Origin of the sequence: Halioxenophilus sp. WMMB6 (assembly GCF_033283405.1) — a bacterium.
GTDB lineage: Bacteria > Pseudomonadota > Gammaproteobacteria > Pseudomonadales > Cellvibrionaceae > Halioxenophilus.
In genome coordinates this window covers 119,943-134,248 of record NZ_JAWMQR010000013.1, presented here as the reverse complement: position 1 = coordinate 134,248, position 14,306 = coordinate 119,943, and the positions used below count along the sequence as shown (strand labels likewise).

12 protein-coding genes and 1 riboswitch are annotated in these 14,306 nt (G+C 56.4%); of the genes, 4 read left to right on the top strand and 8 right to left on the bottom strand.

Annotated elements, in window-relative coordinates; all coding sequences use genetic code 11:
• Window positions 1–286: 286 nt before the first annotated feature.
• Window positions 287–1,594 carry a tyrosine--tRNA ligase gene (gene tyrS / locus SBL51_RS22260; protein WP_317933395.1) on the bottom strand — a complete coding sequence of 436 codons (1,308 nt, stop codon included), beginning with the start codon at window positions 1,592–1,594 and terminating at the stop codon, window positions 287–289.
• Between the two features lie 211 nt (window positions 1,595–1,805).
• On the opposite strand from tyrS, the gene SBL51_RS22255 reads away from it, so the two are divergent.
• Complete coding sequence (locus tag SBL51_RS22255) at window positions 1,806–3,257, top strand: OapA family protein (RefSeq protein WP_317933392.1); 1,452 nt, start codon at window positions 1,806–1,808, stop codon at window positions 3,255–3,257.
• Window positions 3,254–4,381, top strand: coding sequence for an anhydro-N-acetylmuramic acid kinase (locus tag SBL51_RS22250; protein WP_317933391.1), 1,128 nt, complete (start codon window positions 3,254–3,256; stop codon window positions 4,379–4,381). The genes SBL51_RS22255 and SBL51_RS22250 overlap by 4 nt, the downstream gene beginning before the upstream one ends.
• Here SBL51_RS22250 and SBL51_RS22245 read toward each other — a convergent pair.
• From SBL51_RS22245 to argC, 5 genes are read right to left on the bottom strand one after another with little or no spacing between them, the layout of a single operon-like run.
• On the bottom strand, window positions 4,371–4,811 hold the full coding sequence (locus SBL51_RS22245; protein ID WP_317933389.1) for a DsrE family protein: 441 nt from the start codon (window positions 4,809–4,811) through the stop codon (window positions 4,371–4,373). The genes SBL51_RS22250 and SBL51_RS22245 overlap by 11 nt on opposite strands.
• Window positions 4,812–4,842: 31 nt before the next feature.
• The gene (gene erpA / locus SBL51_RS22240; RefSeq protein WP_317933388.1) at window positions 4,843–5,208 is read right to left on the bottom strand and encodes an iron-sulfur cluster insertion protein ErpA; all 366 of its coding nucleotides are present in this window, start codon (window positions 5,206–5,208) and stop codon (window positions 4,843–4,845) included.
• A 26-nt stretch (window positions 5,209–5,234) separates the two neighbouring features.
• A complete protein-coding gene (locus SBL51_RS22235; protein ID WP_317933387.1) occupies window positions 5,235–5,714 on the bottom strand; it encodes a polymer-forming cytoskeletal protein in 480 nt (159 codons plus the stop codon).
• 2 nt (window positions 5,715–5,716) lie between these two features.
• A complete protein-coding gene (locus SBL51_RS22230) occupies window positions 5,717–6,451 on the bottom strand; it encodes a DUF6776 family protein (protein WP_317933386.1) in 735 nt (244 codons plus the stop codon).
• Window positions 6,452–6,502: 51 nt separating this feature from the next.
• On the bottom strand, window positions 6,503–7,543 hold the full coding sequence (gene argC, locus SBL51_RS22225) for an N-acetyl-gamma-glutamyl-phosphate reductase (RefSeq protein ID WP_317933385.1): 1,041 nt from the start codon (window positions 7,541–7,543) through the stop codon (window positions 6,503–6,505).
• A 151-nt stretch (window positions 7,544–7,694) separates the two neighbouring features.
• On the opposite strand from argC, the gene SBL51_RS22220 reads away from it, so the two are divergent.
• The gene (locus SBL51_RS22220; RefSeq protein WP_317933384.1) at window positions 7,695–9,449 is read left to right on the top strand and encodes a chloride channel protein; all 1,755 of its coding nucleotides are present in this window, start codon (window positions 7,695–7,697) and stop codon (window positions 9,447–9,449) included.
• 12 nt (window positions 9,450–9,461) lie between these two features.
• Here the strand turns inward: SBL51_RS22220 and SBL51_RS22215 are convergent, their stop codons facing one another.
• Window positions 9,462–12,209: a putative bifunctional diguanylate cyclase/phosphodiesterase gene (locus SBL51_RS22215; protein WP_317933383.1), complete on the bottom strand. Its 2,748-nt coding sequence runs from the start codon at window positions 12,207–12,209 to the stop codon at window positions 9,462–9,464.
• Window positions 12,209–12,655 carry a prepilin-type N-terminal cleavage/methylation domain-containing protein gene (locus SBL51_RS22210; RefSeq protein ID WP_317933381.1) on the bottom strand — a complete coding sequence of 149 codons (447 nt, stop codon included), beginning with the start codon at window positions 12,653–12,655 and terminating at the stop codon, window positions 12,209–12,211. Before SBL51_RS22210 ends, SBL51_RS22215 begins: the two co-directional genes overlap by 1 nt.
• A 348-nt stretch (window positions 12,656–13,003) precedes the next feature.
• Window positions 13,004–13,152: riboswitch (guanidine-I (ykkC/yxkD leader) on the top strand.
• Between the two features lie 73 nt (window positions 13,153–13,225).
• Between SBL51_RS22210 and SBL51_RS22205 the strand changes: the two genes are divergently transcribed.
• Window positions 13,226–14,269 carry a putative urea ABC transporter substrate-binding protein gene (locus SBL51_RS22205; protein WP_317933380.1) on the top strand — a complete coding sequence of 348 codons (1,044 nt, stop codon included), beginning with the start codon at window positions 13,226–13,228 and terminating at the stop codon, window positions 14,267–14,269.
• Window positions 14,270–14,306: the final 37 nt, after the last annotated feature.

The following is a 14,306-nucleotide window of genomic DNA, read 5'->3' as shown; positions in this document are numbered from 1 at the left end:
CTTAAAAGCTCAGCTCTTAAGCCCGTTGCAGCTTCCTTTCTGACCCCAACCTTAAGGCCGATTCAGAACCCCTGCTCCAACGTAGGGATGCGCATTATACGCATCTAAAACCCTTGTGCAAGCTTTTGTTTTGGAAAGTTTTTCCGGCGTGACGCAAGCCCATCGGGACGTTGCAACACACAAAACCTCAGCTCACTTCGCCTGGTGAAATACAGCCCCCAAGCGAGGGCGCGAACTATACGAAAGGCCATTCCCATTGGCAAGTAAAATTTGGCCTTAAATAAAATTAGTACTCAAGCACAAATAGATGCGCTTTTTTCTTGCCCAGCTTGACTAAAAAGTAGCTCCCGAATCGGGAGAAATCCTGAGCAAAAGTTTCGCCGGAAGCGAGGTTGTCCACTTCACTTTTAGCGACGCCATTCACCCATACAGCACTTCGACCGAGCGCATCCTTCACTTCCCGCCCTGCTTTTACCATACCGCACTCAGTCAACAAGGTGGTCAACGGTTTGTTCGCCACCTCCGGATAGCTGACAGTGGTCGTCGGCAAGCCATCCAGGGCCAGCTGCTCCAGATCACCCTCATCCAACTGATCACTATTACCACTGAATAGCGCTTCCGTAATACGCTCTGCAGCTACCAAGCCCGCCTCGCCATGAACCAATCGCGTGACCTCTTTAGCCAGCAGCGCCTGCGCCTGAGGCCGCCCTTCGCGCTTGGCATCTTCGGCCTCAACCGCGTCAATCTGTTCTACCGGCAAAAAGGTGAAGTACTTCAGGAATTTGTATACATCTGCGTCGGCGGTGTTTATCCAGAACTGGTAAAACATGTAAGGCGAGGTCTTTTTCGGGCTGAGCCAGATAGTGCCTGATTCAGTCTTGCCGAACTTAGTCCCATCGGATTTGGTCACCAGCGGCAGGGTCAGCCCGAACACCTGCCCACCATATAATTTTCGAGCCAGGTCAACACCACCCACTATATTGCCCCACTGATCGGAGCCGCCAATCTGCAAGGTGCAATTGTGCCGGTGGTACAACTCGGCGAAATCATAGCTCTGCAGCAGCATGTAGGTAAATTCGGTGTAAGAGATACCCGCCCCCTCCCGTTCCAAACGCTGCTTGACCGACTCCTTGTTAATCATGTTATTAACAGAGAAGTGCTTACCCACGTCACGCAAAAAATCGATCAGGTTGAGCTCGCCCACCCAGTCCAGATTGTTGACCACCTCAGCCTTGACAGCACTCTCCTCAAAATCCACAAACTGCGCTACTTGCTGCCTGATCTTGCCGGCCCACTCAGCGACAATATCGGCCGTATTTAGCTTTCGCTCCTGCGCCTTGAAACTTGGATCGCCAATCAGTCCTGTGGCACCTCCAACCAGCGCAATCGGTTTATGACCGGCCAGTTGAAAACGCTTCAGCGTCAATAACGGCACAAGGCTGCCTATATGCAGGCTATCGGCGGTAGGGTCAAAGCCACAATAGAGCGTTCGACCACCAGCCACCAGGTGCTCAGCAAGCTGATCCTCGCCGGTCATTTGGTTAAGCAGCCCCCGGGCTTGCAGATCTTCAAGTAAATTGAATTGGCCGGACATCATTGCGTACTCGATACACTAAGGAAAAAACGTGATTTGGACTGAAAATTGCGGGCGGAACCATACCGAATTATCAAATAAAAACAAGTTTCTCAGTTTGAGGAGGATTCCGTCTTATGAGTCACAGAATTAGATGTAATAACGTAATTTTTCTGTTATAAACGAAAAACTCGTACTACAATTTTACTCACTTGTTAAGAAACTGCTGTAAGTGTCTGATAAGACAATGAAAAGTTTTATTGATTCATGCTGGATACATTTTCCGAAGAGCCACCTGCTTGTCACAAGCGGGCTGACGGTCTGCCTTTCCGCAACCCTTGCCCTCTGGCCATCCAAACACGCCGAGGCCATTCGCAGTCTTAACTTCGAAGACGCCAGCGCGCTACCCGAACAAAACCTCTTAAGCCCTTCCGGCCAAGAACTCAGCACCAACTTGGAGAGTTTAAACAGCTCCACACAGGATGCGAACGCCATTTTGGTGCCTGAAGTCGAACAGGCGATCGCCGTTGAAAACAGTGAACTGAACTCCACCCCCGTGCCTAGCCTGCCGTGGCAGGAAGTTACCGTTAAATCTGGCGATAACCTCACTCTGATATTCCACCGCGCCGGCCTTAGTGACCGGGAGGTTTACCTGTTTGTGAGCGGCAGCGAACAAGCCAAGGAGCTTACCAAGCTGCGCCCAGGTGAGACCCTGGAGATGCAAATTAACGCCGATCAGCACCTAGCCTCCCTGCGTTATCAGCCCAACCGCCTGGTGACTCACACCTTCGACCGCCAGGAACAGGGCTTCGACTTTAACGAGCTGGTGCGCACGCCCGAGACCCAGTCCGTTTTCCGTACCGCGACGATTGATAGTTCCCTGTTCCTGGCAGGCACGAAAGCCGGCATGGACGATGGCATGATTATGGAAACCGCCAATATTTTTGGCTGGGATATCGACTTTGTACTCGATATCCGCCAAGGCGACAGCTTCAAGGTCCTCTACGAGGAGCAGTACCTGGACGGGGAAAAATTCGCCAACGGCAATATTCTGGCCGCTGAATTTATCAATCAAGGTAAGACCTACCGCGCGGTTCGCTACACCGACAGCAAAGGCGACAGCCAGTACTTCACACCCGATGGCCAGTCTATGCGCAAGGAGTTTCTGCGTACGCCAGTCGATTTCGCGCGCATCAGCTCACCTTTTAACCTGAACCGCAAGCACCCGGTACTGAACACCATTCGCGCCCATAAAGGCACAGACTACGCTGCTCCCACCGGCACTCCTATTCGTGCCGTAGGCGATGGCAAGGTGATCTTTGCCGGTCGCAACGGCGGCTATGGCAACGTAGTCACCATCCAACACGGACAAACCTACCAAACCCGCTACGCCCACATGAGCAAATTCCAACGCGGCGTTCGTCAAGGTACCAGCGTGAAACAGGGCCAAATTATCGGCTATGTTGGATCTACCGGTCTGGCCACCGGCCCACACCTACACTACGAATTCTATGTTAACGGCGCGGTCCGCAACCCCGTTACCGTCGCGCTCCCCAAAGCAAAATCGGTCCCCGAAGCAGAAATGCTCCGTTTTGCACAGCAAACTCAGCCGCTGCTGGCCGAACTCGGCTACATGGCCAACACACAGCTTGCCTTAAAAGACGATTTTGAAAGCGTGCAATGACTAGGGAACTGTACGTCGGGCTTATGTCCGGCACCAGCATCGATAGCATCGATGCTGCCCTGGTCGAAATTTCCGAGCATCAAACTCAACTACTGAGTGCACTCAGCTATCCCCTGCAACAGCCCCTGAAGCAGCAACTACTCACCCTCTGCCACGACCAGCAGGTGGACATCGACCTGTTCGGCGCCTGTGACCGCCAACTGGCCCAACACTTTGCCAGCGCCAGCAACAGCCTGCTAACACAAGCGGGTGTCGATGCAGCCGAAGTGAAAGCCATTGGCAGTCACGGCCAAACGATACGACATCGGCCCAGCGGCAGCCACGGCGGCCCGTTCACTCTGCAGATTGGCGATCCGAATATCATCGCTTTGTGCACTGGCATCGATACCGTTGCCGATTTTCGCCGTATGGACATGGCCGGTGGCGGTCAAGCGGCACCACTGGCGCCCATCTTCCATCAGGCATTTTTTCAGAGCCGCGAACAAAACCGGACGCTGATCAACATCGGCGGTATGAGCAACGTTACCTGGCTGCCCCGCACCGGCGATATTCGAGGCTTTGATCTTGGCCCAGGCAACGCCTTGATGGATGCCTGGATTGATCAGCATAGACAACAGCCTTTTGATCGGGATGGCCAGTGGGCCGCCTCCGGAACCGTCATTAGCGAACTACTCGATCGCCTGTTGTCACACCCATTCTTCAGCCTACCCGCACCCAAAAGTACTGGCCGAGAAGATTTTCACCTCGGCTGGCTGAATGAGCTTTTGGCAGCACTACCCACCACCCCCAGACCGGCAGATGTGCAGGCAACTCTGCTGGAGCTGACTGCACAATCGATTGTGGCGGGTATCAAGGGGGAGTTTCTTGGGGAGGCGGTATTTATCTGTGGTGGCGGTGCCCACAACCGCACCTTGCTGGAACGACTGAGTCAGCTGCTGGCACCGGTACCGGTAACCACAACCAATGATCTTGGCATTGCGCCCGACTGGGTGGAGGCCTGTGGCTTTGCCTGGCTCGCTCATCGACGTCTGGCTGGCCTGGCCGGCAACCACCCTGCAGTGACCGGCGCCGACCAATTTCTGGTGTTAGGTGGCGTTTACTTGGGCAACGCCACTAAAAATTGACGTAGTGCTCTTCGTTAAGCAGCCGGTTTATCTCCGCTGGGCCAAAGGGCACAGTATCGACGAAAGGCACCAACCCCTCCCGTGGCTCGCCCAAATCAGCCAAGCGTGTTTCACAAACCCGAATATCGACGATATTAAACGCTGTGAGCCGTGCCGCCAAATCCACAAGATGCTTGTTTTGCTGATAATTACTGCGTAGGAAAATAGCCACTTCCGGCCCATGCAGCACCATAACCACCGGCTCGTACTCACCGATTTCAGACTCCATGGCAAACAGCTGCTCGATTTTCAACAACAGCTGCTCAAGCTCTGCCGGGGAGTCGGAATTGACCCCGGCCAGCCAGTGTTGACCAGCAAACAGCGTTACCGCGGGGAGCTCTTCCTGAGCATAGCTGCGGGGAGCCAGCCAACACAGCGTAAAGAGCCCCAATAACAGAGCCCCATAGCGAAGTGGAAGAATATTAGATAGAGAAGGAAGCACCACAGCCACAAGTACTGGCGGCATTGGGGTTGGTTACCACAAAGCGAGAGCCTGCCAATCCTTGCTCATAGTCGACCGTAGCGCCGCTTAAGAAGGGGTAGCTGAGCGCATCAACCACTACGCCCACACCATCGACCTGCACGATGGAGTCATCGTCGGCGACTTTTTCATCGAAGGTAAAGCCGTACTGGAAGCCGGAACAACCGCCACCAGTGACATAAACTCGCAATTTGAGGTCAGCGTTGCCTTCATCTTCAATAAGTTCGCGCACCTTACCGACAGCATTGGCGGTAACGTGAAGAAGCTGGTTACTGCCAACATCCTGGAACTGCACACCTGACGCCATGCTTACCTCAAATAAAAACGAAAAGACTATGCATTAATGGGTTTGGCATCGACGCTTTTCAAGTCCGCGGGCTCCGGCATAGGCTTCAGCTTGGTAACGGGACCACTGCGGCCCTGCGGCTCTGCCCCTTCTGTTACCTTGCTGAACACCAAATTTCCATTCACCTGCGCACCCTTCACCATTTCGATCAGGTTGTAGTGTACGTTACCGTCCACCACTGCGCGCGCTGCCAGCTCAATATGCTCGCTGGAGTAGACATCGCCACTCACCTTGCCGTTGATGATTATGGTCGGCACGCGAATCTCGCCGTGCACTTCACCGCTTTCCAGCAGGCGCAGATTGGCTTTACTGCCCGCCGCCGCCAGAATATTACCACTGACCTTACCTTCGACCACAAGATTGCCGCTGAACACCATATCACCAACAATTTCGGTATTTTTTGAAATCAGGGTGGTAGTGCCAGGAGAACCGCTCGTGGTTTCTGAAACTTTTTTACCGCCAAACATGATTATAACTCCTGCACATGCCAGTCAATTTTTTCGGAAATGCTGCCCAGCTTCGAGGCGCTCGCCTCAAGCTCCAGTCTCTGGGGCTCAAAGCCCTCAGGCAACAGCATTTCTCCCTCAATGGTTTGAAAGTACTTAAACCTAAGTTTAATACCGTCTGAGTCAATCTGCTCAGATAAATCCTGAATATGCAAAGTCTTCGCTCGGCCGTCGAGGCGCCCAACAATATCGACCGACAAATTGCCGCTCACCAGATTGTGATTCGCAGCCACCTGTTGCACCACCACACGATAGTGAATGCGCCTTGGTTCGGTGGTGGCAAACAGCTCCACCTTACCAATGCCCAAACCCTGCTGTGTGCTGCTTGGATCCATCAACCCTCGATAAAAACTGATTTCCTGTTCCAATTCCGTGATGTGCGTCTGTAGTCGTAAAATTTCCTGCCGAACATCCTGCGCCGCCATCTTGTCGATGTCGGAGCTCATCCGAAAATTGGTTACCTGCTGACGCAGAGATTCGGCATCCGCCTCAAACTGGCTCAGCTCCACTTCCAGATTCTGGTTGAGTAACTCAAGATCCTGAATGCGGGCACGGGTGTAGACACTGGTGGTGAAGCTGGCGATGGCGATAGTCACCAGGATGCTCAGCACCCACCCCAATAACATTAATGGCGTGCGCCAAGGCCGGTGCGGAACAACCACCATGCGCGCGGAGGAGGCCGATTTTTGGTCAGCCATATTCAATCGAACAACGTCTCACAAGCAAATTTAATCAAACCAACCATTCCACTAAGGTAACAGGGCTGCTGCGCGCAGGCCCAGGGTCTCTTCAAAACCAAACATAATGTTCATGTTCTGTACCGCCTGACCGGAGGCCCCTTTGGTAAGGTTGTCGATGACCGACATAACCACCAACGTATCCCGACCCTGCGGCTGTGCCAGGGCAATGCGACAGATATTGGAACTCTTCACACTGCGTGTCTCGGGGTGCGAACCTTTAGGCAACACATCAACAAAAGGTTCATTGGCGTAGCGCGCCTCAAACAGCGCCTGCACATCGGTCGCCGAGTCGAGCAGGGTGGCATAGGCGGTGACGTGAATGCCGCGAATCATCGGCAACAGATGGGGCACAAAGGTGACCTGCGCTGGCGCCGCACCTTGCGGCTGGGCATCGCGCAGCCCCTGTTCGATCTCCGGCAGATGGCGATGACCACTGGCGCCGTAGGCTTTGAAGCTGTCGGCCACCTCACTGAACAGATTGGCCACCTTGGCCTGTTTGCCGGCGCCACTCACTCCGGAAGCCGCGTTGGCGATAATGCGCGAGGGATCGATCAGGTTGTTTTCAAGCAGTGGAATCACCGCCAGTTGGGTGGCTGTGGGGTAGCAACCCGGGCAGGCGATCAGTTGGGCCTCGGCGATGGCCGAGCGGTTGCGCTCCGGCAGGCCATAAACCGCCTGGCTGATCAACTCCGGGCAGCCATGCGTCTGATTATACCAACTGGCCCATAGCTCCGGGTCGCGAATTCGAAAATCGGCGGAGAGGTCGATTACCCGGGTGCCGCTGGCTATCAGCTCCGGCACCTGGCTCTGGGCCACACCGTGGGGCGTGGCAAAGAAAACCACATCACACTCGGCCAAGCTGGCACTGTCGGGCGCAGTAAAAGAGAGGTCGAGCAGGCCACGCAAATTGGGAAACATCTCCGCCACCGGCATACCAGCCTCAGCCCGAGAGGTCACCTGGGCCACCTCCACCTCGGGGTGACTGACAAGTAAACGCAGGAGCTCAACGCCCGTGTAGCCAGTGCCGCCAACTATGCCCGCCCTGATCATAAAATCCTCTCGCTTTCAAACGTTTTATACTAGGGGGTTATAATAAGACCGAAGACCGGAAAGCTAAAGCCAAGCTTCTGACTATATTCACAGAAACTCAGAAAAATCCGGCTCAGACCACCACTGATCGTTGTATTGAAGGAAATCCACCTTGGCCACACCCAAACGCCGCACTCTTCGGCCACGGCTACACAATTTACGCCGCCAGCTCTCCTATCTGGATGCACTGCCGCAGCTGACCATCCTCTGCCTGGTAGCCGGTGTCGCCGCCGCAGTGGTGATAATCATCTTTCGCGCCAGCATCGTTCTGCCCCTCACCGCCTGGCTTGGCCACCCGGAAGATTTCGAGAGCCTAGGGGTCACCGGCCGCTTTCTGGTACCGCTGCTCGGTGCGCTACTGCTGGGGTTATTGATGCAGCTGCTGCCCAGCCGGCTACACAAGGTGGGTGTGACGCATGTGCTCGACCGACTGCACAACCACCAGGGGCACCTGCCCTGGCAGCACTTCGCCGTGCAATTTGCCGGTGGCGTGCTGTCACTGGTGAGCGGCCAATCCGTGGGCCGAGAGGGGCCCGCCGTCCATCTCGGCGCCGGCTCGGCCAGCCTGGTGGGCCAGTGGCTGAAGATCCCCAACAACAGCCTGCGGGTGATGGTCGCCGCCGGTGTCGCCGCCGCCATCTCCGCCGCCTTCAACACCCCCCTCGCCGGGGTGGTGTTCGCCATGGAGGTGGTCCTGCTGGAGTACACCATCGCCGGTTTTATCCCCATTATTATCGCTTCGTTTGCCGGCAGCCTGCTCTCCCGCCTGGCGTTCGGCGCCGACAGCGTTTTTTACGTGCAGAGCGTGCCCCTGGCGCACTTTACCGAGCTGCCCTACATGATGCTGGCGGGTATTGCGATCGGGACCGTGGCCATCATCTACTCGCGGCTGCTCAGCCTGGGCAACTTTGTCGCCCGCTGGCCGATTATGTTGCGTATCAGCGTGGCGGGGCTCTTCACCGCTGCCGTCGCCACCCAAGTGCCCGAGGTGCTCGGCATGGGTTACGACACCCTGGCCACCGCCATGGCCGGCGAACTGGGCCTGCAGCTGTTGCTGGTGATTATTATCGCCAAGCTGCTGACCACCGGCATCAGCCTAAGCTTTGGTATCCCCGGGGGATTGATCGGCCCCACCATTTTCATTGGCGGCGTGGTCGGCGCGGCGCTCAGCTATGGTGGCCACTGGCTGTATGACGAACAGGCCTCCAGCGTCGGCTTTTACGTGCTGCTGGGCATGGCGGCCATGTTTGGCGCGGTGCTGAATGCGCCGCTGACCGCATTGATCACCATCCTGGAGCTCACCAACAACCCCAACACCATCTTTCCCAGCATGCTGGTGGTGGTCATCGCCTGCCTCTGCACCCGTCTCGGCGCCGGCAACAAGGGGATCTTCCAAACCTTGCTGCGCCTGCAGGGTCGCTCATTCCGCTCTACCGGGTTAACCTCGGAACTGAGCCGCGCCGGCGTCTTTCAGGTGCTCACCACCAATTTTGTCAAAGCGCGTAGCGCCATCGACTACAGCGAAGCTATCCAGCTGCTGGAGAACAAACCGCTCTGGATTGTACTGAGTGATGAGGTCGATAAACCCAAACAGCTGATTAAGGCGGCCGATCTGGCCAAGTTTTTGGAGAAGGCTCCGGAGGCGGTATTAACCCTGGCGGAGGCGATCAATCTGCTGGAGATCCCCGGGCAGAAGAGCCCACTGCCGCCCATCCACGAACAGGCCACCCTGCTCGAGGCGTATCAACTGATGAAGTCGGAGTCCACCGATGCCATCTACGTGCAAAACCCGCGGCAGCTGGCACTGGAGTCAGAGGTAATGGGGATTGTCACCCGCGAGGCGGTGACCAACTACTACTCCCTGTAGCACCCACGCCCCTTAAATAGAATAGGCGGCGTCCATAAAATGGGTATCCACCAAGCTCGCCAACGCCGCGGCACTCACCGGCCGGCTGAACAGGAAGCCCTGCACCGCATCGCATTTATATTGCAGCAGGCGCGCAAGCTGCTCAGGGGTCTCCACCCCTTCGGCCACCACCGACAGCCCCATCGCCTTGGCCAGATTGATGGTCGACTCCACAATTGCCGAGCTGACCGGGTCGGTGGCGATGTTATCGACAAACGACTTATCAATTTTGATGGTATCGATGGGCAGATTGAGCAGGCGCGACAGCGAGCTGTAACCGGTGCCGTAGTCATCAATAGAGAAGATCACCCCCAGCTTCTGCAGCTCGATTAGCTGATCTTTAAAGCTGTGGAAGTCATCCACGTAAGAGGTTTCGATCACTTCGAACTCAAAATCGTCGCCCCGGCAGTCGAACTCGCCGAAATAGGCCAGCACGTCTTTATAGAAGCTGACATTGCGAATCTGGTGGATAGAGATATTGATCGCGATGCGACCCATCGCCACCCCTTCTGCCCGCCACTCGGCCTTCTGTTTGGCCGCGGTGCGGATCACCCAGCGACCCAAATCCTCCATCAGCCCATGGGCCTCCACCAGCGGAATAAATTCGGTCGGCGAGATAATGCCCCGCTTCGGGTGCAGCCAGCGGATCAACGCCTCGCAGCCCTTCATCCGGCCGGTAAGCAGATCGACCTTGGGCTGATAGAGCAGAATAAACTCATCCCCCGCCAGCGCCTGGCGCAGGTCTGCCACCACCTGCCCATGCTCGGTGGCGGAGCTGCGGTAAATTTCCGAGTAGTACTGGTAGCGGTTGCGGCCCAGTGCTTTGGCCTGGTACATCGCCTGGTCGGCAAACTTCAGCAGTTTCTCGGCGAAGAAGCTGTCGTCCGGATAGATGGCAATGCCGATACTCACCGACGACGCCAGCTGTTTACCCTCGTACTGGATGGGCCGCATCACCTCGGCGCGCAGGCACTCGGCCACCTCACCGGTCTCGATCACCACCTGTTGCCGCTCAACGCCGGTACAGCTATAGAGCAGCACAAACTCGTCACCGCCCACCCGGTAGACCCGCCCCTGGCCACCCAAACCGGCCAGGCGCCCGGCAATCTGGCGCAGCAGCTGGTCACCGGCGGCGTGGCCGAAGGCGTCGTTGATCGACTTAAACTCATCCACATCGACAAAAAACAGAGCCAGCTTTTGCTGGCTTTTAAGCGACTGCTCGATGGCCACCGTGAGGTGGTCGGCAAACAGATAGCGGTTGGGCAGCCCGGTAAGCGCGTCGTAATTGGCCTGGTGAAAGAGGCGCTTCTGCCAGTCAGCGTGACTAAGCGCCACCGCGATATGATCGACAAAAGAGTCAGCCAGCGCCAACAGATCCTCGCTCGGCGCCTGCTGGTACTCAGCCATCAATACCGCCGATACCGCCCCCTCCTTCAAGAGATTGGCACTGTATAAAAAGGCGTTATCGGTCACCAACCGACTCAGCTCCGGCGGCAGGCGCAGCTCCTCCACGGAGTTGATCCGGCCCGGGTGGTGCAGTGAGGCCAGCACAAAATCAGAGATGGTCAGCTCCACCGGCTGGCGCCGGCTGGAAAAGACGGTAAAGGTCAGGCGCTCATCCCCGGCGACAAAAAAGTGAATGGCATCGGCTTCCAGCAGCTGCCTACCCTCGCTCAACACCAGCTGCACAATATCTTCAATCACCAACCGATTTAAAATCAGTTGATCGATATTGGTCAGCGAGCGCAGCGCCTCCATGTGGCGGCCAAGCTTGACCGACATCGAGTTGAAAGTATTGCCCAAAAGCTCAAATTCATCGCCACTTTTAATCTCCACCAACTCGCCAAACTGGTTGTCGTTAATGCGTTTAATCCCCTGGCTTAGAGCTTCAATCGGCTGCAGGTTGCGGCGAATGGTAATCAGGCTGACAAATATGCCAAGCAGCACCGCCAACAGCGTAATCAGGCGGAACAGCTGCTGGAACTCGGTCAGGCTGAGCAGTGAGGCCGCCGCCGGGCCGACCACTTCCACCTCCCACACCGGCTCGTCGGTAAAGAAAGAGAGCAACAGATTCCAGCGGCTGCGCGGCCACGCCTGATCCACATCGTCAAGCTCGGGGTCAAATTCAGCCTCACTCTGAAACAGCAGCTGGCGCTGCTCGTTGTAGATCGAAAACTGCTTGCCCAGGTCGTAGTCACTCAGCCCATCCCACAAAAAGTCGTGCGCCGGTTGCAGCAGCAACAGGTAGCCATTGGCCCGGTGTTGCACCCGGCTCACCAGCCACGGCTGGCGGTCGACATCCACCCACAGCCCACCGGGCTCACCACTGCCGGCTGCCGGCAGTACAAAATCGACTGGGAACTGCCGCTCCAACTGCTGCAAGCGCAGCCCATCCGAGAGCGAGATCAGCTCCACTCGGGCAAACAGCGGCTGCTGTTCGTCCTGCAGGCGAAAGTCACCAATCGACACCTGGCTCTCCAGCTGCCGGCGGCGATTCTCGGCATCTTTGCGCAGCAGGCTGATGCGCTCATAGAGCAGCAGACCAAAATTCTTGGCAGAGCGCTGCAACTCCTTGCGCTGCTGGGCGTAAAAGAGGCTGTCGACCTGCTGGGTCGCCAGAGAGGAGAAGATCAGAATCGGCACCAGCGCGGAAACGACAAACAGCATAAAGGTGCGGCGGGCTAGCCTGGAGCGCAAGAAGGAGGAAGACCACTGCCCCATTAGAAATCACCCGCCAGGCCGATATAGGAGCCATTGTTGGCCCGGATGATATCGTCCTGGCTCACCTTGGCGGTCAGCGGTGAACGGCTTTGGCCATCCTTGCCGGCACTGAAGAGGTCGTAGTCGGTATTGATGGGCACCAGGTTCTTATCTTTGCGCAGGTCGCCCTTGCCTTTGGCGAGGGCGATATTGGTGTACTGATAGGGGTTACCCCATGGATCGAACAGCCCAATCTTGGCCTCTTCGAGAGAGGCCGGAAAGCTGCCATGCACCACATAATAACGTTCCAACAGCTGGGAGATGGTGGTGATATCGGCAATCGCCAGTGCCAGGTCAACCCGCTCGCGATAGCGCTGATAGGAGTTGGTCGCCAGCGCCGCCAACACAGCGCCAATGGCCAAAGCCAGTAACAGCTCCAGCAGCGTAAATCCCTTACTGGTGCGCACGCGTACTATAGACCCCTCCCGGATAGCCGCTGCAATGAGCTCGGCCCATGCTATCTCCCTGTCCCTTATTGTTTTCTAATCGCCTAATGGTAAACGCTTGAGTATCTTTTAATTCTAGACGCAATAGGTAGATTTTGACGACTGCGAACAAGGTGGCAGTGACAAATCTAACAGCTGGCACCAGAAAAAGACGAAAAAGGTGAAATAGCGCACAAATGGTGCATAATCTGACCATCCAGGGGCGGCAAATCCGCCAAACATCGCCGATTTACTCGCTTTTACCTGTTGGCACATTACCTGCTGGTTGAAAGTTAACCGTACTCTTGGTTAGACGGCCTACAATTCGACAAAATGGAGCGCTAGGGTTCCGGCTGTAACAGGGCAATGCCCCTTTACCAGCGACTGGTCCGAGAGCGCTCGACCTCTCAACAGCCCGGTTTGGCTTTGCACCAACCTGGCTTTTGAAGGTTACACGGCGGGATAAAAGCCCGGGAGACTAATTGGCACTGCTGCCAAGAGTACTCCTGCGTTCCGACAGCCTGTGTTACCGACAAAAAATGAGAGGACCTCATGAAAAAACATCTACTGCTACTTGTTTGTCTTACCGCTATCTCCAGCCACTCTTTTGCCCGCGACAGCTTTAAAATCTGCTGGTCGATCTACGTCGGCTGGATGCCCTGGGCCTATGGTGCCGAACAGGGCATCGTCAAAAAATGGGCCGACAAATACGATATCGATATCGACGTGGTGCAGATCAACGACTACGTCGAGTCGATCAACCAATACACCGCCGGTGAATTCGACGCCTGCACCATGACCAACATGGATGCCCTCACCATTCCCGCCGCCGGCGGCGTTGACTCCACCGCGCTGATCGTCGGCGACTTCTCCAACGGCAACGACGGTGTAGTGCTCAAAGGCAAGGACTCCCTGGCCGCCATCAAGGGCCAGAACGTCAACCTGGTAGAGCTGAGCGTCTCTCACTACCTGCTGGCCCGCGGCCTGGAATCGGTGGGCATGTCTGAGCGCGACGTCACCGTGGTCAACACCTCCGACGCCGACATGGTCGCCATCTACGGCACCAAGGATGTCACTTCGGTGGTCACCTGGAACCCGCTGCTGTCGGAAATCACCGCCATGCCCGACAGCCACGAAGTGTTCAACTCCTCACAGATTCCCGGTGAAATCATCGACCTGTTGGTGATTAACACCGAAACCCTCAAGGCCAACCCGAAACTGGCTAAAGCCCTGGTCGGCGCCTGGTACGAAATTATGGCCACCATGAGTGGTAGTGATGACGCCGCCACCGCCGCCAAAACCTACATGGCCGACGCCTCCGGTACCGACCTCGCCGGTTACGACGCCCAGCTGGCCAGCACCCAAATGTTCTACACCCCGGCCGCGGCGCTGGAGCTGACCAACAGCGACAAGCTCACCAGCACCATGCAGAAGGTGGCGGAGTTCTCCTTCGAACACGGTATTCTGGGCGACGGCGCACCAGACGCCAGCTTTATCGGTGTCGAGACCCCAGCCGGTGTCTACGGCGACAAGGGCAACATCAAGTTCCGTTTCGACCCGACCTACATGCAGATGGCCGCCGACGGCAAGCTCTAGTCCCGGTCACGCCAGCGGCAGAGGGAGTTGCCGCTAA

Excerpts from the sequence above, each read along its gene's own strand:
- SBL51_RS22205 (WP_317933380.1), top strand. The coding sequence starts at position 13,226 with ATGAAAAAACATCTACTGCTACTTGTTTGTCTTACCGCTATCTCCAGC.
- SBL51_RS22235 (WP_317933387.1), bottom strand. The coding sequence starts at position 5,714 with ATGTTTGGCGGTAAAAAAGTTTCAGAAACCACGAGCGGTTCTCCTGGC.
- SBL51_RS22230 (WP_317933386.1), bottom strand. The coding sequence starts at position 6,451 with ATGGCTGACCAAAAATCGGCCTCCTCCGCGCGCATGGTGGTTGTTCCG.
- tyrS (WP_317933395.1), bottom strand. The coding sequence starts at position 1,594 with ATGTCCGGCCAATTCAATTTACTTGAAGATCTGCAAGCCCGGGGGCTG.
- SBL51_RS22215 (WP_317933383.1), bottom strand. The coding sequence starts at position 12,209 with ATGGGGCAGTGGTCTTCCTCCTTCTTGCGCTCCAGGCTAGCCCGCCGC.
- SBL51_RS22250 (WP_317933391.1), top strand. The coding sequence starts at position 3,254 with ATGACTAGGGAACTGTACGTCGGGCTTATGTCCGGCACCAGCATCGAT.
- erpA (WP_317933388.1), bottom strand. The coding sequence starts at position 5,208 with ATGGCGTCAGGTGTGCAGTTCCAGGATGTTGGCAGTAACCAGCTTCTT.
- argC (WP_317933385.1), bottom strand. The coding sequence starts at position 7,543 with ATGATCAGGGCGGGCATAGTTGGCGGCACTGGCTACACGGGCGTTGAG.